Source organism: uncultured Clostridium sp. (genome assembly GCF_963515715.1).
GTDB lineage: Bacteria > Bacillota > Clostridia > Clostridiales > Clostridiaceae > Clostridium_AW.
Genome location: NZ_CAUPZS010000029.1, coordinates 1 through 26,490 on the forward strand (window position 1 = coordinate 1; position 26,490 = coordinate 26,490).

The window sequence follows — 26,490 nt, forward strand, 5'->3', positions numbered from 1 at the left end:
AGCAAGTCCAAATCCAGTAGCGCCAGGAGGAGTGCTAGCCTATACAATTGTAGTAGCGAATGCAGGACCAAATGAGGCACAAAATGTTGTTTTAACTGATAGTATTCCATCTAGTATTATAGGATCAGAATTCTCAATAGATGGAGGAGTAACATTTAATCCATGGCCAGGAACTCTTAGTTTAGGAACCTTAGCAGCTGGAACGTCAAAAACTATTTTAATTATAGGAACAGTAAGTTCATCAGCTACAGGAACTATAACTAATACAGCAAATGTAACTTCAACAACACCAGATCCTAATCCATCTAATAACACATCAACAGTAGTTACAGAAGTAACTGCAGTACCGGGAGAAGCAGATATTTCAGTTGTAAAGACAGCAAGTCCAAATCCAGTAACAGCAGGAGGAGTACTAACCTATACACTTGTAGTAGCGAACGCAGGACCAAATGATGCACAAAATGTTATTGTAAATGATAATGTTTCATCTAGTATTATAGGACCAGAATTTTCAACAAATGGAGGAGTAACATTTACTCCATGGCCAGGATCTATTGATATAGGAACCTTAGCAGCTGGAACTTCTAGAACCATTTTAATAAGAGGAACAGTATCACAATCAGCTACAGGATGTATAAATAATACAGCAATTGTAACTTCAACAACACCGGATCCTAATTTCCTTAATAATGTATCATCTATATGTGTAGAGGTACAGGCTGCAGTACCAGGAGAAGCAGATGTTTCGATTGTAAAGACAGCAAGTCCAAATCCAGTGACACCAGGAGGAGTGCTAACTTATACACTTGTAGTATCCAACGCAGGACCAGCAGATGCACAGAATGTTATTGTAAATGATAATGTTTCATCTAGCATTATAGGACCAGAATTTTCAACAAATGGAGGAGTAACATTTACTCCATGGCCAGGATCTATTGATATAGGAACCTTAGCAGCTGGAACTTCTAGAACCATTTTAATAAGAGGAACAGTATCACAATCAGCTACAGGATGTATAAATAATACAGCAATTGTAACTTCAACAACACCGGATCCTAATTTCCTTAATAATGTATCATCTATATGTGTAGAGGTACAGGCTGCAGTACCAGGAGAAGCAGATGTTTCAGTTGTAAAGACAGCAAGTCCAAATCCAGTAGCGCCAGGAGGAGTGCTAGCCTATACAATTGTAGTATCCAACGCAGGACCAAATGATGCACAGAATGTTATTGTAACTGATAGTATTCCATCTAGTATTATAGGACCAGAATTTTCAACAAATGGAGGAGTAACATTTAATCCATGGCCAGGAACTCTTAGTATAGGAACCTTACCAGTTGGAACTTCTAGAACTATTTTAATTATAGGAACAGTAAGTTCATCAGCTGCAGGAACTATAACTAATACAGCAAATGTAACTTCAACAACACCAGATCCTAATCCATCTAATAACACATCAACAGCAGTTACGGGAGTAACTGCTGTCCCAGGAGAAGCAGATGTTTCAATTGTAAAGACAGCAAGTCCAAATCCAGTAGCACCAGGAAAAATGCTAACCTATACACTTGTAGTATCCAACGCAGGACCAAATGATGCACAAAATGTTATTGTAGATGATAATGTTTCATCTAATATTATAGGACCAGAATTTTCAGTAAATGGAGGAGTAACATTTAATCCATGGCCAGGATCTATTGATATAGGAACCTTACCAGCTGGAACTTCTAGGACTATTTTAATTAGAGGAATAGTATCACAATCAGCTATAGGATGTATAAATAATACAGCAATTGCAGTTTCAACAACGCCGGATCCTAATCTGCGTAACAACACATCAGCTATATGTGTAGAGGTTCGTGAGAGTGCTGATGTATCAGTTAAAAAGAAATGTTTTGTATTTAAAGAGAAGTTTGGAGTTGTAGTAAGTTATAAAATTATAGTGTCAAATGCAGGACCATCAGATGCAAGAAATGTTGTATTAGAGGATAGGATTCCAAATGAAATTTCGAATGTGATGTTTTCAATAGATGAAGGTATGACATGCAAACCTTGGACAGGTTGTTTTAATATAGGGACACTAAAAGCAGGAGCTTCAATAACAATTATAATAGAAGGTACATTAAAATCATCATGTAAAAAAGAAATAGTTAATACTGCGAAAGTACGTTCAAAAACATTTGACCCGGACTTAACAAACAACACATCAACTGCAGTTGTAAGGTTTAGGAAGCGCAACAGTTGTGATGAAGGTTTTGAGGATTTTGAATGTGATGAATGTAGTGAGTGCATAGAATTTGAAGAAAACGACAATTGTAATTGTATAGAAGACGATTCTTGGTAAATGATAAAAATATAAAATTAAGTATATCTTTTTAATAACAGATGAGAGTATACACAAAAAGGAGGTTCGAGTTCGAACTTCCTTTTTGTGTATAATTATATATATAAGCATGTAACTGCGGTATAATTAAGATAGAAAAGCAGAAAAAAGTAATTGCATAATTGACATACAATATTAATTACTGGGGAGAAGGTGTTTGTGAAAGAGATCAAGTGATTCTTAGGTTCAGATGGAGTTTGCTTAAAAGGAATACTTACTCCAGCTGAAGCTTAGAAGAACTTATCCAGGGACGAGCATCCGTTATCTCCTACTTATAGAAGATGGGAGTGTTACGGATGCTACGTCATCGGATAAATGATTTTGATAAGGTGTATAAGTATTACGATAAATTTATGGCTATGTTTAATTTATATAAGCATGAAGAAGTAAAGGCTGCTGCAAATATTGGTGAACATGATGTAGTTGTAGATATAGGCGGGGGAACTGGAAGTTTAGCTCAGTATATTTGTAATAGTTGTAAAACTGTATATGTACTTGATGAAAGTGAGAAGATGCTTTCTAAGGTAAAGCAGGGGAAAAATTTGATATGCATAAGGGGTAATGCTCTGAAAACTCCATTTGAGGACAATTCTATTGATATGGTAATATTGAGTGATGTTTTCCATCATATTAAAGAACAAGAAGACCTTATGGTTGAAATAAATAGGATATTAAAGTATGGCGGAAAGATAGTTATGTTGGATTTTCATAGAAAACATATAAGAACAAAGTTACTAAGAGCATTTGAATTTATTCTTTTTGGAAGATTATTTTTTAGAACTAAAGATGAAGTTAGGAGTTTATTAGGGAAGTATTTTAACATACAAAATGTTTATGATAAGGGGTATTACTTTATATTTGTAGGAGAGAAAAGATGATAAATAAAATACGGTTTTACTCAAAGATTGGATATAAGCTTATAAAAAAAGAAGTTGTAAGTAGGGATGATTATAAGGAAGAGTATGATAAAGTTTCAGAAACCTATCACTATTGGCTTAAAGAAATGGGTAGATATACGGATAATATTATTCATTCAAAGTACATAGAGATAGATAAAGAATTGAAAATACTTGATTTTGCTTGTGGAACAGGCTATATAACAAAAGGTTTATTAAATAAATCCTCAAAATACAAAATTACTTCTGTAGACCAATCAAATAAAATGCTTGAGAAACTTTTACATCTCAATGATCCTATCAATAATCTTAGAGTGACAGCTATTCAGAGTGATGGTATTGAATTTTTAAAAACTACTAATGAAAAATATGATGTTATATTTTTGGGCTGGGCCCTTTCCTATTTTGATCATAATAAACTGTTAAAGCTTTTTAATAGGGTTTTAAAACCAGGAGGTATATTAGCAATAATCACAAATGTTGAAGGAACTTTGGATAAAATAGAAAATATTTTTTTGGATGTTATGAGTGAGAAACAAGAGGAAGTAATTAAACCTATGGATATAAAATTTAATTTACCTAAAGGAAAGAAAGGGTTAGTTAGATGGTGCAGTCAATACGGATTTAAAGCTTTGGAAGTAGAGGAAGGTGAGGCATTCTTTAGTTTTAAAGAACCAGAGGAACTTTTACAGTGGCTAAATATAACTGGAGCAGCAGCGGGAACTAGGAAAATTTTTAAAAACTACCATGAAGTTAAACCTTTGATAATTGAAAAAATAAAAAAAGAAAAATATAAAAATGGAGATTATGAGATAAATCATAAATTTGCATATGGTATTTTTAGAAAGGAATAGAGATGAATGAGTATTAATAATTTAAAAATCATGACAAAGATGGCTATGGATAAAAATGTTCTAAAGAGTCTACTAGAGATTTACAATATTTTAAAAGAAGACAAGCAATTCACCCTATTAAAATACATAAAAATGATGATGGGCATTTTAAAGGGAGAGAAGCTAGTGAAGCATGAGGACAAGTATCTATTGAACACCTTTTTTCCGCCTTTCCCATCTAAATCCTTTATACAAAATATCTTAGCAGTAGATGAACCCATAAATATATTTACAAAGCAAATATATGCTAAAAGAACTGCACCTATATCTATGTACTTATGTATAACTAATAAATGTCCTAATAATTGTCTTTATTGCAGTGCAAAAAATAGGGCAGCAGAAAAGGAATTAACAAAAGAAGAATGGATTAAAGTTATAGGGGAGCTTCAAGATATGAGTGTCCCTATTATTGGAATAACAGGAGGAGAGCCTTTAGTACATGAGGATATATTTGATATTATAAGGGCTATAGATCATAGAAGTACATCAATTTTATTTACTAGTGGCTTTAATCTAAGCTATGAGAAAGCAACAAAGTTAAAAGATAGTGGGCTGTTTGGCATAGGAATAAGCCTGGATTCCTGTGATAAAGATAAACATAATAAGAATAGAAATAATGAAAATGCTTTCGATTATGCACTAGAGGCAATTAGAAATGCAAATAAGGCAGGGCTATATACTATGGCACAAACAGTTATATTAAAGGAAAATCTTGATGAGGAAAAATTGCTTAGTTTATTTAAGTTGGCTAAAGATAATGGTGCCCATGAAGTAAAAATACTGGAACCTATACTAAGTGGAAATCTTCTAACTGAAAAGCAACTAGATAATGTGTTTTATAATAAGAGTGATAGGGAGAAGCTTATAAGTATACAACATAAGGCAAATAAAAAAAGTGATTTACCTAAGATCACAACTTTTGCCTATACAGAAAGTGAAGCTAAATTTGGTTGTGGTGCAGGAAATCAACATTCCTATATATCTTCTTCAGGAGAATTATATCCTTGCGATTTTGTACCTATGAGCTTTGGAAATGTAAAAGAAGAATCTATAAAAAAGCTTTGGGTTGAAATGAAGAATTGTATTGGTAACCCTAAAATAGGGTGCTTTGCTCAGAAGGTAAATAAAGAAGTATTTAAGCAATCAGAAGGCATGCTGCCACTTAATAAGGAAAAAGCAATAAGTATTTGTAATAAAAATAAAAGTGATAAATATCCAAAATACTATAGGGATTTGCAAAAATAGCATTTAAATAACTGAGGGTTTTTAAATATTTTTAAGCTTATATATAATTAAATATGTATAAAAGGCAAAAAATAAAGAAACATTGAAGGTGATTCGTCATCATATTACAATTGTTGATAAATTCTCTAAATTAATATATTATAAACATAAGAATGAGAAAAAGGGTGAGGATATGAATTTTAATTTATGTTCAATTCAGGATATCGTTCAGGAATATGCAGAGGTAATAGCTCAGGTGTCTGGCGTGGATGTAGAGGTAGTGGATGAAAAATTATACCGTGTAGCGGGTACAGGCCTTTATGCAGAGGGGATAAATCAGGACATGTCCTCTGAGGGCTATGTTTATAAGCATATTTTAAATACCGGAGAAACAAGGGTTATTCATAATCCCGGAGAGGATCCTTTGTGTTTTAACTGCCCAAACTGCAGCAATTGTAAGGAAACCATAGAGATTTCCATGCCAATCAAAGTTGATGAAGAAATTATAGGAATTATAGGACTTGTGGGAAGTAGTACGGACCAAAGGGATTTGATTTTACAAAATGAGAAGCTTTACCTTGAGTTTATTAATCAGATAGCATATTTTATTGCGGCCAAAGCCTCAGAACAGAAGGAAAAAGAAAGTAACCTAGCCGTAATAGCTATTTTAAACAATGTAATTGATTATACGGAACAGGGTGTATTGATAATCGGAAAAGGTAATATCATAACAAGAAATAACGAGAGCGCCGAGAAGCAGTTGGGCATATCCACATTAAAAGGCAAGACCGTGGAAATGATTTATACCGGTGATGAGTTGAACAATACCTCTGAATACAAGATAATAATAGACAATAAAGAGTTACTTATTATGGGAAAGGTATACCCTTTGGGGATAAGAGATGACCAGTATACCAGTGTCCTTATCTTTAAAAATATTAAAACCGTACATTCTGATTTGTACGAAATGACGGCTACACTTAAAACTGTAGATGCGAAAAATATTATCGGTAGCAGTGAGGCCACAAAAACGTTAAAAAATAATATAAGGAAGGTGGCTGGCTCAAATTCAACGGTGCTGATTACAGGAGAAAGCGGAACCGGTAAGGAAATGGTGGCCACGGCCATATGGAGAGAAAGCGATAGAAGGACTCAGAAATTTGTGGCTGTTAACTGTGCTGCCATACCAGAATCTTTACTAGAAAGCGAGCTTTTTGGATATGTTAAGGGAGCTTTTAGTGGAGCGGACCCAAAGGGAAGAATAGGAAAGTTCGAGCTTGCTAACCAAGGCATAATATTCTTAGATGAAATAGGAGATATGCCTATATACCTTCAAGCTAAACTTTTAAGAGTACTGCAAGAAAGGACAATTACCCGTATTGGATCTAATCAGGTGATACCTATAGATGTTCGGGTTATAGCAGCTACTAATAAGGATCTTAAAGATATGATAGAGAGAAAAAAGTTTCGAGAAGACCTGTATTATAGATTGAATGTTATACCTTTAAGTACTAAGCCTCTAAGAGAAAGAAGAGAGGATATTGAAGAACTTACGGATTATTTTATCAAAAGATATAGCCGTCTTCTTAATAAGTCCTACAGCTATATTGAAAGAAGTACCATGGAGCTGTTAAAGAACCATATGTGGAGAGGAAACGTAAGGGAACTAGAAAATACCGTGGAATTTATGGTTAATATGATGGAATACGATGGAGTCTTAAATGATAAAACCCTTCCGGTGGATTTTTTAGAGGATGTTTCCACGGATGTTGTAATCAGTAATAACCCCAATACAATAACACCTATTAGGGAACTAGAGCTTAGAGAGATACAGAAGGCTCTAAACATTTTTGGGGATACGACAGAAGGAAAAAGAAAAGCAGCAGCGAGTCTAGGCATTGGATTAACCACTTTTTATAGAAGGTTAGAGGAATTGTCAAATAAATAATTTTCAAAATGAAAATTCAATTTTAAAAATGAAAAAAATAAAGTGTTAACTTAGACGTTTATGGAGCTGGTCTTATAAACGTCTTTTTTTATTTATAAGGATATAGCCCTTGAAATATGAAGATTCTGAAAAGTATTAATATAAATGTTATCAAAAAAACAGTTTTTTTAAGATGTTGGCATGACAATTGCTTATATTAATATTGTCATCATAATTGCTATTAAATTAAATAAAAATAAAAAGCTATTAATACTGACAAAATGATATGAGGAGGATGTAAGGATGAAAGAAACATTTAAGATAGTACAAGCTGAACGCAAAAAAGGAGAGAAATATCCTTTAGGTTTTCTGAGCATTGATACAGCTAAGGAGGTGAAGAGCTTCCACGAAAGTTTCCCAGTTTATACGGAAACACCTTTAAGAGATATGAAGAATCTAGCTAAAGAATTAGGTTTGGGAGCCATATATGTAAAAGATGAATCCTATAGATTCGGATTAAATGCTTTTAAGGTGCTGGGAGGAAGTTTTTCTATAGGAAATTATTTAGCTAAAAGACTTAACAGAAGCATATCAGAAATGCCACATGAGAAATTAATCTCTGAAGAGGTTAGAAAAGAACTTGGCGATATGGTTTTTGTTACAGCTACTGATGGAAATCACGGAAGAGGAGTAGCATGGACAGCAAATCAACTAAAACAGCACTCAGTGGTATATATGCCAAAGGGCAGTGCTAAGGAAAGACTAGATAACATTATTGCAGAAGGAGCAGAGGCTTCAATAATTGATGGAAACTATGACGAAGCAGTACGTTTAGCAAATAGAATGGCTGAAGAAAAGGGCTGGGTAATGGTTCAAGATACAGCTTGGGAGGGCTATGAAGATATTCCTACATGGATTATTCAGGGATATAGCACCATGGGCTATGAGGCTTATGAACAGTTAAAGAGCTTTGGAGTGGAAAAGCCAACACATATTTTCCTTCAGGCAGGTGTAGGTTCCATGGCAGCTTCCATTATAGGTTTATTCTCAGCTATTTATGGTGAGGACAGGCCTATTATAACCATAGTAGAGCCTAATAAAGCCGATTGTGTTTATAGAACGGCAGAAGCCAATGACGGAAAGCTACATTTTGTAACAGATGATATGAATACTATTATGGCAGGTCTTGCTTGTGGTGAGCCATGCACAGTAGCTTGGAATATTCTTAATGACTATGCGGATAACTTTATATCTTGCCCGGACTATACAGCAGCAGAAGGCATGAGAATCTTAGGAAATCCACCTAGAGGAGATGAGAGGGTTATTTCCGGTGAAAGCGGAGCAGCTACCTTAGGTTGTGTTGCTGAAATAATGACTAACAATAATCTAGCTTGGATTAAAGAAAAGCTTAAGTTGGATGAAAACTCAAGGGTGCTGTTCTTTAGTACAGAAGGTGATACAGACAAAGAAAACTATAGAGATGTTGTTTGGAATGGAAAATATCCAAGCTATGAGAAAATATAAATATTACGAGGTGATAGAAATGTTGAGTAAAGAAAGAGAAGAAAAGGTTATAGAACTATGTCAGGAACTTATAAGAGCTCAAAGCTACTCAGGAGAGGAAAATAAGGTTGCTGAGGTGCTAAAAAGAAATTTTGAGGCACTAGGCTTTGATGATGTAACAGTAGATGGCTATGGAAACGTTATAGGCCACATAAAAGGAAATAAGCCAGGTAAAAAAATACTTTTTGATGGTCACATAGACACAGTGCCAGTAACAAACCCCGCGGAATGGATTTATCCACCTTTCGCAGCAGAAATTCACGATGAAAAAATCTACGGAAGAGGTGCCTCAGACATGAAGGGGGCTGTAGCTGCAATGGTTTGTGCCGCAGCAAACTTTGCAGAGGACTCTAATAGAGATTTTGCTGGAGATATTTATGTAGCAGGAGTGGTTCATGAGGAATGCTTTGAAGGTGTTGCTGCAAGAGCCATAAGTGAAAGAGTAAAGCCTGACTATGTAGTTATAGGAGAAGCATCTCAGCTTAACATTAAAATTGGACAAAGAGGAAGAGGAGAAATAATAATCGAAACCTTTGGAAAGTCATGCCATTCAGCAAATCCTGAAAAGGGTATCAATGCAGTATATAAAATGACTCAGGTAATCGATGCTATAAAAACCTTAAAACTAACACATCATGAGGTTTTAGGTGATGGTATTTTAGAACTTACAGATATTAAGTCAAGTCCTTATCCAGGAGCTTCAGTAGTACCTGACTACTGCAGAGCTACCTATGACAGAAGACTTTTAGTAGGAGAAACTAAAGAAAGCGTATTGGCCCCTATAACAGAGCTTCTTGAAGAGATGATGAAAAAGGACCCTCAGCTTAAAGTTAAGGCTTCCTATTCCATAGGAAAGGAAATGTGCTATACCGGCAATGAAATTCAGGGAGAGAGATTCTTCCCAGGCTGGCTCTATGATGAGAAGGAAGAATTTGTTCAAGATGTTTACCAGGAAATGAAAGCTATGGGCTTTGATCCTTCCATTACTCAATATAATTTCTGCACTAACGGCAGTCACTATGCAGGGGAGGCTAAGATTAAGACCCTTGGTATGGGACCTTCAAAAGAAAATCTTGCACATACATTAAACGAGTACATTGAAATTGAACAGTTAACTTCAGTAACTCAGTGCTACTTTGGGGTTATGAAGGCGTTACTTAAATAAAAATAATAAATAGGGGGAGTTAATATGAACAGTACACAGATTACAGCATTGGTAATAATTTTGTTATACATGGCGGCGACAGTTGTTATTGGTCTTGTTGTATCAAATAGTAAAAAGAAAAAGACAGATAAGCAGAGTAACGATGATTTCCTTATGGCAGGTAAATCTTTAGGACCTATAGTTCTTGCAGGTACACTCTTTGCAGCTAACACAGGGGGTGCAAGTACCACAGGTGTTGCAACTAATGTTTACACCTATGGACTATCTGCAAGCTGGTATGTTATTGCAGCAGGTATAGGTTTCGTTTTAGTTTCCTTCATCGCTCCTTATTTCAGAAAAACACAGGCTAATACTGTTCCTGAGATAATCAGTAAAAGATATGGCAAGCCATCACATATTTTTACCGCAATTACCTCTATTGCTGCTTTGTTTATGGCTACAGGTGCACAGATAATAGCTACTGCTTCAATAATTAATGTTGTTACCGGAGTTCAATTTAGAACAGCAGCTATAATTACTACAGCGGTTGTTATCGTCTACACTATGGTAGGAGGATTTACCTCTGTTACAGCAACAAACGTAATGCACGTTTTATTTATAACCCTTGGAATGACCATCGCTATGCTTATAGTTGTTAACAACAATGCCGTTGGTGGTTTCTCAACATTATTTGAAAAGGCTAAGACAGTTACCGATAATTCGGGTAATAACCTTGATCTTCTCAGCATGACTAAAGTAGGACTTCCAACTATAATCGGGTATATTGCTATGTACTTCATGACCTTCCCAACAGGACAGGAAATAGTACAAACTTACTGTTCTGCAAAAGACGGAAAGTCCGCTAAGTTAGGCTCCCTTATAGCCGGTATTTTATCCGCTGTTTATGCTATCGTTCCTGGCATCATAGGTCTAGTAGCTTATGTATGTATTGATGGCTTTGCAGCAGGCGGTGCTCAGAAAAATGCTTTAGCAGAAGCAACATTAACTTTTGCTCCTGCTTGGGTTGCAGGTATAGTGCTTGCAGCTATCGTAGCAGCAACTATGAGTAGTGCTTCAGGTAATATGATCGGTACTGCTACAATGTTTACTAACGATATTTTTACACCTTATATAAATAAAGGTGTTAAGGATGATAATAAAGAGGTTTGGATTTCTCGTGTAACAATGGTGGTAGTTGGTCTTGTGGGACTGGTAGTTGCACTAACCGCTTCAAACATCATTAGCGTTATGATGGGAGCCTTCGCACTAAGAAGTGCAGGACCTTTCGCAGCCTTTATCTGCGGTATCTTCTATAAAAATGTTACACAAAGAGCAGGTTTCTTATCAATTGTTACTGGTACTCTTGTGGCTGCTATATGGATTTATGGTTTTAATACACCTTGGGGATTAAATGCAATGGTTCCTGGCGGTATCGTAGCCTTCATAGTAATATTTTTAGTATCAGCAATAGATAGAAAAATGGGTGTTCAGCCTGCAAAAGAACTAGATCTTGATAACTAGATCTTAAATAGGATTTAAGAGATATATTACATTAATTACACATAGATATGCATAATGAATTTTTATAACGAGAATTTTCAGAAAGGGGATAATATTATGACTAAATTATTAATCAAGAATGGTACAATAATTGATGGTACAGGAAAAGAAAGATTTAAAGCGGATATGGCAATTGAGAAGGATACAATAGTTAAAATAGGTGAAATATCAGAAGAGGGATTTGATAAAGTTATCGATGCAGCTGGTAAAGTAGTAACACCAGGATTCATAGATACTCACAGTCACTCAAGTATGCTTTTGTTTAAAGACTCTTTCTTAACACCAAAAATTCGTCAAGGTATTACTACAGAATTAGTAGCTCAAGATGGTATGGGGCCAGCTCCAGTTAATGAAGAGACTCTATCACCTTGGATTAAAGCTATGAAAGGTCTAGAAGGAGAATATCCAGTAGATTGGACTTGGAGAAGTGTATCAGATTATCTAGAATTAATCGAAACTTTAGATTTAGGTCCAAACATTGCATATCTTGCACCACATGGAAATGTAAGAATGATATCCATGGGACTAGACAACAGAAAGCCAACGGTGGAAGAAATGAAATTAATGCAAAAAAATCTTGCCAAAGCAATAGATGAAGGTGCATTCGGTATGTCAACAGGTATGATTTATCCACCATGTTGCTATGCTGAGATCGATGAATTTATAGAATTAGGAAAGGTTTTACATGAAAAAGGTGGAGTATTTGTAACTCATCAAAGAAGTGAAGCTGATTCAATACTAGATTCAATGGAAGAAATATTGACAATAGGAAAAGAAAGCGGATGTAAAGTGCATTTCTCACACTTTAAAGTTTGTGGTAAAAATAATTGGGACAAATTTCCTAAAGTTTTAGCTAGACTTGACGAAGCTAAAAGGGAGGGAATGACAGTATCCTTTGACCAATATCCATATGTGGCAGGAAGTACAATGATGAGCGTTATACTTCCACCTTGGGTACATGATGGAGGTACAGATAAATTAATTGAAAGATTAAAAGACCAAAAATTAAGAGAAAAGATGATAGAAGATATTGAAAATGGTATTCCAGGATGGGATAACTTTGTTGACTTCGCTGGATTAGAAGGAATCTTTGTTACATTCGTTGGTTCAGAAAAGAATGCAGCTGTAGTAGGTAAAAACCTTATTGAAGTTGGAGAAATCAAAGGTAAAGATCCATTAAATGCAATATTCGATGTAATCATGGAAGAAGAAAATATAGTAGGATTAGTAGACTTCTATGGCACAGAAGAACACGTAAAATTAATAATGAGCCGTCCAGAACAAAATGTTTGTACAGACGGAATTATGGGAGGAAAGCCTCACCCAAGACTACATGGTGCATTCCCAAGGGTACTAGCTAAATATGTAAGGGAAGAAAAGGCATTTACATTAGAAACAGCAATTCACAAAATGACAGGAAAATCTGCTGCAGTACTTGGCTTAACAGACAGAGGGGTATTAAAAGAAGGACTAGCAGCTGATATAGTAGTATTTGATCCTGAAAAGATACAAGATACAGCTGATTATACAGATCCAATTCAATATCCATTAGGAATTGATTATGTATTAGTAAATGGTAAAATTTTAATCAATGAAGGTGAACCGCAACCTCAAAAAGCTGGTAAAGTTCTAAAGTTCAAAAAGAGATAATCAATACAATATAATATTTAAAATACTAATTGATAAATAGCATTTTAAAAAGAACAGTTGTATTAAATGAAGTTGTTAGAGCTAAGAACATTGATGGAGAAGTAATAAGAATAAAATAGTGTAAAATTAAACAACCTCCTATGGTACAACATCTACCATAGGAGGTTGTTGGGGTTATGTAAAAATATTGAAAGGTTGGGATTATATGAAGAAATATATGTCGATTGGAACTAAGTTTATTATTGGAGTTTTACTGGTATCTTTAGTATCCTACTCACTATGCGGCTTTTATTTAAATAATGTAATTACAAGCAGAATAAATGAAACTACAATTCAAAATACAAACAAAATCTTAGGAGAAGTAGCTAGATATATTGAAGATTCAATTATTAACCCTATGACAGAAAATATAAAAATGCTTGCCATGGACGAAAGAGTCCAAAACATGGATAATACAATAAACGATTATACTAAATTTGATTCTAATAACTTTACTTATAAGGATAGTATTACAGAAAATTCTATTAGTAAGTATTTTGAAAGCGTAAAAAAATCCCATAAGGATATGGAATTTATATTTTTAGGTACTGAACATGGAGGATATATTGAGTATCCTAAGTTTGCGGCATCGAACCCATATAATCCAAAAGATAGACCTTGGTATAAAGATTCTTTAATAAACAAGGATAGTCCTCTAATTGGAAATCCATATCGCACATCTGTATCTAAAGAAATGATTTTAAGCATTACTCACGCAGTTGAAAAAAATGGACAACTTCAGGGAGTTGTTGGAATAGGTGTAAAACTGGAAAGTCTTCAAAAGACCATTGAAAGCATTAAAGTTGGAGAAACCGGATATCTAATAGTTTTAGATAAAAACAATACAGTTATTGCAAACCCCAAACATGAGGAATGGATATTAAAGACTACAGAAGAAATAGGAATAGATGAGTTAAAAGAACTTGAGGGAAAGGTAGGGCTTAGTACAGATTACAATGTGGATGGAATCCACCAAGTTATGAATGTGGCAGTGTTACCTTCTACTGGATGGAAGGTTGTCTCCATCATGGATTATTCAGAAGTTACAAAGCAAGCCAGAGCCCTTACAATTACAATAGTATTTGCCTTTAGTATTACTTTAATTTTAGTACTTTTTATAATAGCACTTATATCTAAAAAATTAACCTCACCTATACATTCTTTAATTAAAACTATGAAAGAAGTAGAAGATGGAAACTTAGATGCGGTAAGTACAATTGATTCAAATGATGAATTGAAACTTTTAAGTGATAGCTACAATGCAATGATTGGCAAGGTTAAGGGGATAATACATTCAGCGGAAAATATTATTAATGATGTTCAAACATCTGCTGACGAATTAAAACATCTTTCTGTTGCAAATACAGATACCTTTACGGATATTACCGATTCCTTGAGTCAGATAAATACCAGTATGACTAGCCAAACCTATGATTTACAAGACATCAATAAAGCCTCAGAGATTATTTCGAAGAACTCTAGCAACCTAGTAGAGCTATTTGAAGATATGAAAAAAGCTTCTAGCGATGTACTTGATGTTAGTGAAAAGGGAAAAGGAGTAATTAAAGTCCTTAAAGATAAGTCAATAGAAACTGAAAATTTAACGGATTCTTTGTCTAATAGAGTGATGAAATTGGAGGAAAATATTAAAAAGATAGGTGTTATTATTGATACTATTACAAATATCTCTTCCCAGACAAACTTACTAGCTTTGAATGCAGCTATTGAAGCAGCACGTGCAGGTGAGTCAGGGAAAGGATTTGCAGTAGTTGCTGAAGAAGTAAGAAAACTTGCAGAAGACTCTTCAAGCTCTGCATCAGAAATAAATGCGATTGTAACAGAAATTCAAAAGGAGTCCTTAAATGTCCTAAATGAAATGAATAATATATCTCAATTTGTATATTCTCAAAATAGCTCCGTTAATGATACTGAGAATGCCTTTACTAATATTCAATCTGCCTTAAATGAAGTCATAGAGAAAATTTCAATTTCCTCAGCAACTTCATTAGAAATGTCCACACAAATTGATGGTACACTTAAAAATATTGATTCCTTATCCAATATATCAGCAGAAACACTTGCATCTGTTGAAGAAATATCCTCTGCCTCTAATCAACAAATAACTAGTATGGAAAATGTAGTGGATGTTTCAAATGACCTAGAAAAACATATTAATAATTTAAGAAAACATATATAAAACATAAGAAAGTTTAAATAAAAAAGGACTTGCCATTAAAAGGTGAGTCCTTTTTTTATTTAAAAATAAACTATTTACAAATATATCATTTATTGATATAGTATATTTAATGATATATTAATAAATGATATATAAAAAATAGAAAGGATAGTGTTATGGCAAGAAAAGATTCTATTGATATTGGAGAACTAACGGACTCTACTTTTTACATTTTAGCTAGCGTTATTGAGGAAAAGCACGGATACTTAATTATGAAAACCATTGAGAAGCTTACTAATAATGAAGTTGTTATCGGTCCTGCAACACTTTATACAACACTTAAAAAGCTTTTAGCGGCGGATTTAATAGAGTTAAATTCAGACACAAATGAAAATAAAAAAGTATATAATATAACAGATAAAGGGCGGGAGATGCTGAAAAAAGAAATCGAGCGTAAAAAACAGATGGTTAAATTTGCTGAGAATTTTTTGAAATAGAAAAGGAGAGTGTTCATGAAAAGTAAATATGTAATGATTAGTGGGTTTGCCTTTAGTGAAGAAAGTGATATGGAAAAACTAAAAAATTATGCAAGCCAAGGTTGGATATTAGAAGACATAGCAGGAGGTTTTTTTTATAAATTAAAAAAAGATAGGCCTCAAGACATAGTATATACCTTAGATTATCAAATGGAGGCAGATGAAGAATATTTTACTTTATTTAAAGAAGCAGGATGGGAACTTGTTATTTCTATAGGAGGCCAAATGCACATTTTTTCAGCACCAGCTGGCACTAAACCTATTTATAGTGATAGCCAATCAGAGATAGATAAGTACATAAGTATAAGGAATAGAACAAGAAAGGGAACGCTTTATTCTTTAATAATAGCTATAGTTCTAATAGGTTTATTATCCGTTTCTCTAATTTCTATAAGACCTATTTTTATGATTATCTTAGGATTATTAGTAATTGATATGGTTGTGTTTGTTTTTAATTTTATGCCCTACTTAATGTATAATTTTAGAATTAAGCAAATAAAAAAATACGGTAAGTGTAAAAGTGAAGCAATAGATAATAAAAGTTCATGGAAATTATATGCAATTGCAGGCGTTCTATGGTTAGCTATAGGAATATGGCATTTAATTGGGAAACTATATTTTTCTGCAGTATTTTTTATAATTTTTGGTGCTTTTTTTATTTTTTCAAGTTCAGCCTACTTTAAGAAATATAAAAAGTCTTTATAAATTAAAGCATATGAAGGTAAATTCCTAGTGAATATTCACTAGGAATTTAATATGTTAAGAATTTATTTGTTTTTTAATTAAGCAGTAATTTCTCTAGCAATTCTTCTAGTGGCAGATTTTATTTGAGGAAGCAGAGATACAGCTATACATATAACTGTTTCAGTTCCTATTAAAAGACCATTTACTGATAAAGAATATATAACAGGGTGCATTCCCTCTGGGGCATAGCTACCAAAGAATATAACTCCAGATAGGAAGTGAAAAAACATTCTTCCAAGACCACCTGCCAAAGAAGATAAAGCTAAATTATTTCTAAATAGACCAGCAAGCCCTATAGCTCCGAAAGCTAATGGAAAGTCTAAAAACACCTGCGCCCAGTGAACTATGTAAGGCTCTTGAATAAATTGTAATAATCCATAAGCTGTTCCAACAATAATGCCTGGTATAGCTCCGAACATTGATGAAAACATTATAATTGGCAACATACTAGCAGGAGTTATACTACCACCTTGAGGCCATGAAAATAGTTTCATATAAGATAATACAAAAGATATGGAAATGCATAAGCTACCATATACCAACATTTTAATGCTAAACTTAGTTTCCTTTCTCTTTTTTAAGCCTATTATAGATAACAATATAAGTAAAGCTAATACTACTACAGTTACAGGCTTAAATTCTAAAAACTCCTTTAAAAATTCACTATTAAATTTTGGCATGAAAAAACCTCCTTAAGATTTAATTATAATCGCTGGAGGATACAAAGACTCACGCTTTCCTACGCAGGTATTATCCTGTTACAGGTTCAAAGGGTCCACCGAAGTGTCTCAGCAAAAGCTCCCCTAGCGACTAAATATATTATTTTCGTTTAAATATTAGCATGTATTATTAAAAAAGTCAAATTATGCGATTTCTTTTGGCATACTTTTATATTCATGAATATTTTGACCATGGGTCAATGATGATATGCAATGCTTTTACTATATATTCCTTATAATAACCTACTTACTTTTTTAAAGTTACTATGATAGAATATAGGTGGGTGGTGAGTGAATATGGAAAAATATCATATGTGCCCAAAGTTTGAAAATGCTTTTGAATTATTAGGAAAGAGATGGACTGGACTAATTATAAGGACATTACTCAGTGGCAAAAAGCGTTTTTCTGACATAGCAGATGCCATTCCTAATATGAGCGCTCGCATGCTTACAGAAAGATTTAAAGAATTAGAAAGTCAGGGAATTGTTATTAGAAGGGTTTATCCAGAAACCCCTGTACGTATAGAATATGAGCTTACAGAAAAAGGCCATGACCTTCAAGGGGTTATGGATGAAATTCAAAAATGGGCGGAAAAGTGGAATTAGAATCTCCGTGAACTACTCTCCACCTAAAGAGGTGAGAGCTTCTTGGTCAATAGCACTAATGTGCCAAGTTTACCCAAGCTAATAAGGTCGAACCAACCTCGTTATAATACCAAAATTATATTGCTAATTTCAGTAGATTTTTACTAGCATTTATATCTCTATCATGGTGCGTACCACAATTAGGACATATCCATTCTCTAATTGCTAGATTCTTTACTTCTGTATTTTTATAGCCACATTCAGAACATAATTGACTACTAGCGTAGTTTGATGGAGCTATTATTATTTCCCTTCCATACCAATCAGCTTTATATTCTAACATCCTTCTAAATTCTGACCAACTAGCTTCATTTATAGCTTTAGCTAATTTATGATTCTGTTGCATGTTCTTAACTTTTAAGTCCTCAATAACTATAGATTGGTTTTCTCTAATTAGTTTAATTGATAACTTATGTAAGAAATCTGCCCTTTGATTTGCTATCCTTTCATGTAATTTAGCTACTTTTAATCTTGCTTTATTTCTATTGTTACTACCCTTTTGCTTTCTTGATAAGTCTTTTTGTAACTTAATTAATCTTCTTTCTGATTTTCTAAGATACTTTGGATTAGGCTCTCTATGTTCATCTGAGCATATTGCAAATTCTTTCAGTCCCATATCGACACCTATTTTTTTATCAGTTTTAGGCAATTTAATATTTTCTGTATCAACTAATATAGAAATATAGTATTTGTTGCCGGGTGTTTTAGATATAGTACAACTCTTAATTAATCCATCGAATTGTCTATGCTGTTTTATCTTTATCATAGTTTTTAATTTTGGTATTTTTATTTTATTATTTTCAATGTATACAGTACCTTTTTGATTATTAGTTGTATAACTATGATAATTACTTTTCTTACTTTTGAATTTAGGAAATCCTACTGACTTATCTCTAAAAAAGTTCTTATAGGCTTTGTCTAAATTTAACTGCTCATTAGAAAGTGATAAACTATCAACTTCTTTTAACCAAGGAAATTCAGTCTTATACTGTGCAGGTGTAGGATATTCAATTTGTTTAATATCTAAATCTTTGTTTTCTTCGTAAGATTTAATTCTATCTGCTAACATTTTATTATAGATAAATCTGCTACATCCAAAGGTCTTAGCTAAATATAATTTTTGTTCTTCATTCGGATAAATTCTATATTTATAAGCCTTTAACATATCCTCACCTCACTTCGCACCTTGATTTTGTATATATTTTTTAACTATATCTATAGCCATTCCACCAATTATTATAATACAATAACTTCTCTTCTATACTTTATAGCTAATACTAATCAATAACACTACCTTTCAGCTAATATAACTGATTATAGTTTGTCATACTTGTTGCCTATCGGCAAGTGCTATTCATATCTCGCTTATAGAAGAAGGGAGAATTTCGCACAATTATGTTAAATTTAAGGGGATTCTTTTTGATTTCCAAAAACTCTTGACTGATAATAATTATTATGTAATAATAATTATAAAGAAGGTTACTAAAAGTAACTAGATATAAAAATATAAATGAGTTTAATTGAAGTATAGATTAATGTTAAATAGGAGTGATATAAATGTTAAAAAAAATAGAAAGCAAAAACATGGGTAGCAGCAATCTTGGATGGCTAAAAAGTAAATTTCACTTTTCCTTTGCAGAGTATTATAATGCAGACAATATAAACTTTGGAGTTTTAAGAGTTATAAATGATGATTTAATTCAACCTAATACTGGGTTTGACACTCACCCTCATAGAGATATGGAAATAGTATCATATGTTATAGATGGTGAACTTACTCATGGAGATAATATGGGCAATAAAAAAACTATAACTCGTGGCCATGTTCAATACATGAGTGCAGGAACAGGGGTTTATCATAGTGAGCATAATCTTGGAAAAGATACAGCAAGACTTCTACAGATATGGATTTTCCCTGATAAGAAAGGATATGAGTCTAACTATGGAGATTACAGATTTAATTGGAAGGATAGAGAAAACAAATGGCTTCATATGGTATCAAGTAAAGAGGGGAATGCGCCAATAAAGATAAACCAAGATGTAAATATTTATGCCTTAGAACTCCAAAAAGGAGAGGAAATTAGCTTTCCAGTAAAGGAAGGAAGACAGGCTTATTTAGTTCAAATAGAAGGAAATTCACTAATTAATGAAATTGAATTAAATGAAAGAGATGGAATGGAAATAGTTGAGGAAGATATTTTAATTAAAGGGAAAGAAACTTCCCACATATTAATTTTAGAAATGAATAAAGAAGATTAATATGATAGAAAATAATTTTGATTGTTAAAAAGCTGTAGATAAAACTACAGCTTTTTTAGTCTACAGAAGGCTAGTACACAATTTGGATCAAAAAGTTCATATCTGACTTTGTGATTTGATATTAATATCTAAGTAGTATGCATGAAGCAACCACACCAGCTCCAACTGTCCATAAAATAATGTAATCTCCATGCTTAACTTTGCCATTTGAAACAGAATCGGCTAAGGCCATAAATGGGCTTGTAACACCTGTATATCCAAATCTGTCACCTACGAATGGAAATTTGTGTTCTGGTTCTTCTAAAGTCTCTCTTATAATATCAACATTTTTCTTTGCAAATTGAGATAAACAATATAATTTAATATCGTCTTTAGTTAGATTATTTCGAGCTAGTATTTCATTTATTGAATCAACAGAACTTGCAAATGCCTCATCTGTATTAAAATCTATCCATTCTATTATTCTATTATCTTTTGGGGTATCCTCATCTATTGGTAATACCTTAGAAAAGCCTTCAGGAGGGAATTTTATATAGCAGCTTAATGAGCTATCTACGTAAGATGAACTATCTATGAAATCTGATATGCTATCTTCAGTGTTTTCCAGTAAAACAGCACATGCAGATTCTCCAAAATTAGCATATGTAATAGGTTCTGATCTTCTTGAATATCTAACTACTAAATCTGAACCAACAAGTAAGCTATATTTAATTTTGTCATTGCTTTTCATTGTTCTACAGACTTGATCCATTGCAATTATCATTCCTGCACAATTACCATTCATATCATATGCATTTGCATTTTTAGATAAACCTAAAGCATTATGAATTTTAACAGCATTTGTAGGAGATAGATATTCTGGGGTACTAGATACAAATACAACTGAATTTACATCTTGTACATCTATATTTGCAGTTTTTATTACTTTTTCACAAGCTTCTATAGCCATAGTTAAAGAATTTTCATGAAAATCTTCAGAAATATATCTCTGATTTCTTCCAGTAATATTTAATAACCCTGAAATATCTACGTCTTGGTTAAAAAAATGCTTCAAAAAATATTCATTAGAATAGTTTGTTTTAGGATGGTAATACTCGATGTTTTTAATTTTTATACTCATATTATCTCCGCCTTATCTTTATTGTTAAATATGCCCATTTTATAATTATCGAAAAATATCTCAATAAATTAAGAAAATTATATAAAAAAATACATTAATCGTAATAATAACCTAAGAAATTCATATTTATGTATTGCCGTTATTTGTATATTTTAGGTATAATAAAATGTATATTTATAAATTATAAGGATTAAAAAGAAAAAACATTAGGATATGGTAAAGATATCTAGAAATATTACGAAAAATAAAAATATGGCATTAATTAAGGGGGAGTGGTAATGGATTACAAAAAAAATGCAGAATTGAAGAATAAAATAATGTTGGCAGGATTTATATTATCAGTAGTATTAAGGGTAATTTTTGATGTGATTTTAAAGGTAGATAGGAATGCCATATTAATATTAGTTGGAGTTTCCATACCTTTAGCTGTAATCGATTTTATATTAATAAAAAAGAAATGTATTACTCAAACAATGTATTATACGGTGATGATGTACACTGTTGTTATAGGCATAATGTTTGTATCAAACCCAAATTGGGCTAATTTTATTTTGATATATTATGGTGTTATGTTAATGAGTGTATATCAAGATTTAAGGATATTAATTATTGAAGCAATTTCGGCTATAGCACTTGTGGTGTTTTGCTTCTTAGGCTATAAAACAACCCTCTTTGCTTCCGTAGAATATTATGAATTAGCAATGTATATATTATATATAGTAGCAGCATCAGCTATATTATCAATTAATGCTATTACTACCAAAAAAATTTATAAAGATTTAGAAGAAACTCATAAGGCTACTGAGGAAGCTAAATCTAGAGCAGAGTTGTTGCTAGAAAAAATATATAGCACTATAAAAGTTTTAACAGCAACTAATGAGAAAATAAAAAGTGGAATTTCTGCAACAGGACAAATAGCAGAAGAAATAACTAACTCTACAAGCGACGTTGCGAGTAGTGCAGCCAAAGAAGTGGATGTAATGAGTGGAATGAAAGATTCAATAGAGGATGGAGTAGAAAAAGTAGAAGAAGTTACCAATGCCATTAAAACTATGGAGAAATTATCTAAGTCAACTGAAAATGTTGTGTTAGAAGGTAATAATAAAGTAGATATATTATCTTCGGAAATGAATAAGGTAAATACAAATATTTTAGGTGTGGTATCCATGATAAATGAATTAAGTGATGAAAATACAAAAATAGTTCATATTATTAACAGTATTACAAAAATATCAGAGCAAACCAATCTATTAGCTCTTAATGCATCAATAGAAGCAGCTAGAGCTGGAGAGCATGGAAGAGGTTTTGCTGTGGTTGCAGAAGAAGTAAGAAAACTTGCTGAGAATTCAAAAACATCTACAGATCAAGTAGAATCAATATTGAATAATATATCTGATAAAACAAAGACAGTGGCAGAAGAAATATTAAAAGAAGAAAAGTCAATCCAGTTATGTAATGAACATACAAATGATGTTAAAGAGTTATTTAAAGATGTTAATAAAAATACTTCTAATGTATTAAGCTATTCAAGAAGTGTTGGATCACAATCGGCATCGCTTGAAAGTACGATGAAAAATACATTAAGTTCAGTAAATAATATTAACGAAACTGTAGAATCCACTGCAACCGCTATGGAAGAAATCTTTACGGCTATTGATGAGCTTAACAATAGCATAATGGGTATAACAAGTAGCTATGACGAAATAGATGATATATGTAATGAATTAAGCTCTATAAGTGAATAAAATAGATAATATAAAAACCTCGACATATTATATGTCGGGTTTTTTTTATAAGTTTTGGAATGGGCAATAAAGTTAAGTAAATATCAATAAAGTACAATAAAATGCAGTAAAGTATATTTACAATTCGCATAAAGTCCAATATAATGGGTGTATAAATAGAACATAAAAGGAGTGTTTTTGATGGAAGAAAAATTAAAAGTAATGTTGGATTTTATATCTATACTTATACAAAGTAAATGATTTTAGAGTGTTTAATAATATTGGAGATGCTAAAAATTAGATTTTAAATATTAAATAATAAGGATGTGTAATGATGAGAACAAGTAGCAGTAAAATAGATAATAGTAAGATGCAAGTTGCATTTAAATCTGAAGAAGGAAAAAATGAAATCTTAAAGTATTATGAATCATTACTTAAAAACTGGCCTTTTCCACATGAAGAAATTAATGTTAATACAGATTATGGGAAAATATTTATCATAGCTAGTGGAAAAGAAGAGTTACCACCACTTATATTACTTCATGGTAGTGGCATGAATTCAGTTATGTGGATAAATGAGATGGAGAAGTATTCACATAATTATAGAGTATATGCGGTGGACATGCCTGGAGAACCAGGGAAAAGTAATGAAACTCAATTGCCATTAGAGGGAGATGATTTTTCAAATTGGCTTAATGATGTTTTTGATGCCCTATCAATAGAAAAAGCAAGTATTGTTGGAATTTCATTAGGGGCATGGCTAGGAGCAAAGTTTTCTATAAAATATCCACAAAAGGTAAATAAACTTGTTCTACTTTGTCCAGCAGGCATAGGTCCTCAAAAAAAGTCTTTTGTTTTTAAATCTATATTTTATATGTTATTAGGAGAAAAAGGAATAGATAAACTATACTATAAAATTAATGGTGATAAACTGATACCACAGGTAATGTTAAATTATCAAAAGTTAATTGCAAAACATTTTAACTTTAGAAAAGAGAGTATTCCTCTATTCTCAGATGATGAATTAATAAAATTAACGATGCCCATTGCATTATTTGTAGGAGGAAAAGATGTTATGTTACATTCTGAAAAGACGGCAAAACGGTTAGAAGCATTACTAGGACATACTAATATAAATTTCATCCCTGATGAAGGGCACTCCCTTGTTAATCAAGGAAATGAAATAAGGGAATTTTTAAATTAGGCTCTATTTTAAACTAATGTTGATATTGGACTATAAGAAAAGTGGACAGATTAATTTGTCCACTTTTGATTCGAAATATATTAATGATGCGACATTAAATATTTAAAAATTATACTAATCAACATCTTTTTCAATAACAATATATGCCTGTCCTGCGTATATGCTGTCGCCTAAAGCACATGCAGATATATGCTTAACTTTCCAGCCTTCTTCTAAATACCTGTTTACGATATCCAAGCCGTCATCTTCTTTTGTACCTAGCATTTTTCCATTACTTCTAACCCATATTACCTTTTCCATTATTAAACTCTCCTTTTTAACTCTAACCTTTCATTTTCCTAAAAGCCAGTGGTGTTTTTTCATGAATCTTTTTAAACATTTTTACGAAGTTTCCACTATAATTATATCCAACCATTTCGTCTTTAAAGATAACAACTGAGTCTCGTTTAACCTAGAAATTTAATGCGAACTCCCATAATAAATACTAAATATAAAACGAATAGCACAGCCAAAACAAAAAGCACTATACCTATCACTATCAGTACCTTATCTAATTTTTCTGAATCGAATACCTTTCTTAAAGTTGTATAAATCAGTATGCCTAAGATTCCACCAAGAGTGTTAGTCAAGAGATCAGTTATATCTGTAGCGCCAACCGCTAAAATGGATTGACTCACTTCAATAAAAAGACTAAACAATGAAATATAGATGGCATTTCGAACCATTGAACTTTTTTTGTTCACTATTTCTATCAAAATACCTAAGGGAACAAAAATAATAATATTGTAGACCACTTCTTTGACGCTACCTGACGCTCCAAATGGTATCAAGTTAATATGTCGGAATTGCTCACCAGAAAATGCTCGATTAAGTACATCATTCAGCGAAACTGAAAATTTAAAAAGCAATATCCAAATCAAAACGATGAAGTAAAGGTATAAAAGAATTTTACCTGCTTTTTTCATGTGAACGCCTCCTTTGTATTTGAATGCTTTTTTTATTATATCACGAGGTGTCAATTCAAAAAAGGAAAAGTAGTTAAATTAGGAGCTTCATCATTTCCGAGGGCTCTTTCTGTATTATTTACAGGAGGAATTTATAGTGAAATTTCAAAGCTTCATTGACTAAATAACTGTAAATTAATATAATTTAAATAATAAAGTATTTTACTTAAAAAGAAATATGAGGAATTAGTGATTAATAATGCATATTGTTGAAGTCATTAAATATATTAAATATAAGGAACAATTAAAGAAAATTTATTATGATATAAAATATAGTGATATATCATAAAAATGTGGTATGGAAGGTTCCTTACTACAAAAGATAGAAGGTATATAAAAAATATAAAGATGAAGGGTATAAAAAAGGATTAATATAAATTTTAAGGTGTTGGAGAAATAAATGAATAATAATGATTGTAAAAATGAATCTAAAACACTAGATTCTTGGCCTGTAATTATAATACTTACTATAGTGTGTTTTCCAGTTGGATTGTACTTAATATACAAGAAACGTAATTTTAATAGTGGTAGGGATTTTGCAAGATATATAATGACATATTTCTGTTTTTTTATGACTGTAGTAGGTATAATAATAATGTTAAACTCACCAGATAATGCAACAGAAAGTATTCCGCCTACTATATTCTTTTTTCTTATAGGACTAGCATTGCGTAAGCGTTCTAAAAAACTTGCTTTTAAGGCTGGAAAATATGAAAAATATGTTTTTATAATTATGGATGGAAAAGAATTTATTATAGATAATATTGCAGGGGCTATGTCTCTACCTGTATATGTTGTAAAAAAAGATTTAAAAGATATGATTAATAAAGGATATTTCCAAGGTGCTTATATAAATGATAGAACTAACGAAATAGTTTTATCAAAACAAAATAAGAAAAATGTCAATGGGACCACACCTAACTATGAGCCCAAAATTGAGGCTAAAGCTGTAACATGTAAATCTTGTGGAGCTCCAAATAGGGTAACTACTAGTGTTGCAGAATGCGAATATTGTGGATCACCATTATCAAGTGATTCTTAGCTTCAGATGGAGTTTGCTTAAAAGGAATACTTACCCCAACT

Annotated in this window: 21 protein-coding genes, 1 pseudogene and 1 riboswitch; of the genes and pseudogenes, 17 read left to right on the forward strand and 5 right to left on the reverse strand. The window is 32.4% G+C overall.

The window, feature by feature from the left end:
• The 12 genes and pseudogenes from RYO54_RS16490 to RYO54_RS16545 all read left to right on the forward strand — a co-directional run.
• Positions 1-2,341: pseudogene (locus tag RYO54_RS16490) on the forward strand (DUF11 domain-containing protein); the annotation flags it as partial.
• 335 nt (positions 2,342-2,676) lie between these two features.
• Positions 2,677-3,258, forward strand: a complete 582-nt coding sequence (locus RYO54_RS16495; RefSeq protein ID WP_315121225.1) for a class I SAM-dependent methyltransferase — start codon at positions 2,677-2,679, stop codon at positions 3,256-3,258.
• Positions 3,255-4,130: a class I SAM-dependent methyltransferase gene (locus tag RYO54_RS16500; RefSeq protein WP_315121227.1), complete on the forward strand. Its 876-nt coding sequence runs from the start codon at positions 3,255-3,257 to the stop codon at positions 4,128-4,130. Before RYO54_RS16495 ends, RYO54_RS16500 begins: the two co-directional genes overlap by 4 nt.
• A 6-nt stretch (positions 4,131-4,136) precedes the next feature.
• Positions 4,137-5,414 carry a radical SAM protein gene (locus tag RYO54_RS16505; protein WP_315121230.1) on the forward strand — a complete coding sequence of 426 codons (1,278 nt, stop codon included), beginning with the start codon at positions 4,137-4,139 and terminating at the stop codon, positions 5,412-5,414.
• A 172-nt stretch (positions 5,415-5,586) separates the two neighbouring features.
• Positions 5,587-7,341: a sigma 54-interacting transcriptional regulator gene (locus RYO54_RS16510; RefSeq protein WP_315121233.1), complete on the forward strand. Its 1,755-nt coding sequence runs from the start codon at positions 5,587-5,589 to the stop codon at positions 7,339-7,341.
• 282 nt (positions 7,342-7,623) lie between these two features.
• Entirely contained in the window at positions 7,624-8,844 is a 1,221-nt protein-coding gene (gene dpaL, locus RYO54_RS16515; RefSeq protein WP_315121236.1) for a diaminopropionate ammonia-lyase, read from the forward strand.
• A gap of 19 nt (positions 8,845-8,863) precedes the next feature.
• A complete protein-coding gene (locus tag RYO54_RS16520; protein ID WP_315121324.1) occupies positions 8,864-10,048 on the forward strand; it encodes a YgeY family selenium metabolism-linked hydrolase in 1,185 nt (394 codons plus the stop codon).
• Positions 10,049-10,072: 24 nt separating this feature from the next.
• Positions 10,073-11,548 carry a sodium:solute symporter family protein gene (locus RYO54_RS16525; RefSeq protein WP_315121239.1) on the forward strand — a complete coding sequence of 492 codons (1,476 nt, stop codon included), beginning with the start codon at positions 10,073-10,075 and terminating at the stop codon, positions 11,546-11,548.
• 96 nt (positions 11,549-11,644) lie between these two features.
• On the forward strand, positions 11,645-13,237 hold the full coding sequence (locus RYO54_RS16530) for a D-aminoacylase (protein ID WP_315121241.1): 1,593 nt from the start codon (positions 11,645-11,647) through the stop codon (positions 13,235-13,237).
• A 205-nt stretch (positions 13,238-13,442) separates the two neighbouring features.
• Complete coding sequence (locus RYO54_RS16535; RefSeq protein WP_315121243.1) at positions 13,443-15,473, forward strand: methyl-accepting chemotaxis protein; 2,031 nt, start codon at positions 13,443-13,445, stop codon at positions 15,471-15,473.
• 155 nt (positions 15,474-15,628) lie between these two features.
• Entirely contained in the window at positions 15,629-15,949 is a 321-nt protein-coding gene (locus RYO54_RS16540; RefSeq protein ID WP_315121246.1) for a PadR family transcriptional regulator, read from the forward strand.
• Between the two features lie 15 nt (positions 15,950-15,964).
• On the forward strand, positions 15,965-16,693 hold the full coding sequence (locus RYO54_RS16545) for a DUF2812 domain-containing protein (protein ID WP_315121249.1): 729 nt from the start codon (positions 15,965-15,967) through the stop codon (positions 16,691-16,693).
• A 77-nt stretch (positions 16,694-16,770) separates the two neighbouring features.
• Here RYO54_RS16545 and thiT read toward each other — a convergent pair whose 3' ends face one another.
• Positions 16,771-17,412 carry an energy-coupled thiamine transporter ThiT gene (gene thiT / locus RYO54_RS16550; protein WP_315121252.1) on the reverse strand — a complete coding sequence of 214 codons (642 nt, stop codon included), beginning with the start codon at positions 17,410-17,412 and terminating at the stop codon, positions 16,771-16,773.
• A 39-nt stretch (positions 17,413-17,451) separates the two neighbouring features.
• Positions 17,452-17,547, reverse strand: a riboswitch (TPP riboswitch).
• A 201-nt stretch (positions 17,548-17,748) separates the two neighbouring features.
• Between thiT and RYO54_RS16555 the strand changes: the two genes are divergently transcribed.
• Positions 17,749-18,057, forward strand: coding sequence for a helix-turn-helix domain-containing protein (locus RYO54_RS16555; protein WP_315121255.1), 309 nt, complete (start codon positions 17,749-17,751; stop codon positions 18,055-18,057).
• Positions 18,058-18,172: 115 nt separating this feature from the next.
• Here the strand turns inward: RYO54_RS16555 and tnpB are convergent, their stop codons facing one another.
• Positions 18,173-19,261 carry an IS200/IS605 family element RNA-guided endonuclease TnpB gene (gene tnpB, locus RYO54_RS16560; RefSeq protein ID WP_315121257.1) on the reverse strand — a complete coding sequence of 363 codons (1,089 nt, stop codon included), beginning with the start codon at positions 19,259-19,261 and terminating at the stop codon, positions 18,173-18,175.
• Between the two features lie 392 nt (positions 19,262-19,653).
• Here tnpB and RYO54_RS16565 point away from each other — a divergent pair, with 392 nt between their 5' ends.
• On the forward strand, positions 19,654-20,355 hold the full coding sequence (locus tag RYO54_RS16565) for a pirin family protein (RefSeq protein ID WP_315121260.1): 702 nt from the start codon (positions 19,654-19,656) through the stop codon (positions 20,353-20,355).
• Positions 20,356-20,476: 121 nt separating this feature from the next.
• Here RYO54_RS16565 and RYO54_RS16570 read toward each other — a convergent pair whose 3' ends face one another.
• Positions 20,477-21,475 carry a 3-oxoacyl-[acyl-carrier-protein] synthase III C-terminal domain-containing protein gene (locus RYO54_RS16570; protein WP_315121262.1) on the reverse strand — a complete coding sequence of 333 codons (999 nt, stop codon included), beginning with the start codon at positions 21,473-21,475 and terminating at the stop codon, positions 20,477-20,479.
• Positions 21,476-21,753: 278 nt separating this feature from the next.
• Between RYO54_RS16570 and RYO54_RS16575 the strand changes: the two genes are divergently transcribed.
• Both RYO54_RS16575 and RYO54_RS16580 read left to right on the forward strand, forming a co-directional pair.
• Positions 21,754-23,220 (forward strand): methyl-accepting chemotaxis protein, encoded by a 1,467-nt coding sequence (locus RYO54_RS16575; protein ID WP_315121265.1) that lies wholly within the window; start codon positions 21,754-21,756, stop codon positions 23,218-23,220.
• Between the two features lie 313 nt (positions 23,221-23,533).
• A complete protein-coding gene (locus tag RYO54_RS16580) occupies positions 23,534-24,403 on the forward strand; it encodes an alpha/beta hydrolase (RefSeq protein ID WP_315121268.1) in 870 nt (289 codons plus the stop codon).
• Between the two features lie 114 nt (positions 24,404-24,517).
• Here the strand turns inward: RYO54_RS16580 and RYO54_RS16585 are convergent, their stop codons facing one another.
• Positions 24,518-24,703, reverse strand: a complete 186-nt coding sequence (locus RYO54_RS16585; protein ID WP_315121270.1) for a hypothetical protein — start codon at positions 24,701-24,703, stop codon at positions 24,518-24,520.
• A gap of 146 nt (positions 24,704-24,849) precedes the next feature.
• Entirely contained in the window at positions 24,850-25,368 is a 519-nt protein-coding gene (locus RYO54_RS16590) for a VanZ family protein (RefSeq protein WP_315121272.1), read from the reverse strand.
• A 439-nt stretch (positions 25,369-25,807) separates the two neighbouring features.
• Here RYO54_RS16590 and RYO54_RS16595 point away from each other — a divergent pair, with 439 nt between their 5' ends.
• Positions 25,808-26,449 carry a hypothetical protein gene (locus RYO54_RS16595; protein ID WP_315121274.1) on the forward strand — a complete coding sequence of 214 codons (642 nt, stop codon included), beginning with the start codon at positions 25,808-25,810 and terminating at the stop codon, positions 26,447-26,449.
• Positions 26,450-26,490: the final 41 nt, after the last annotated feature.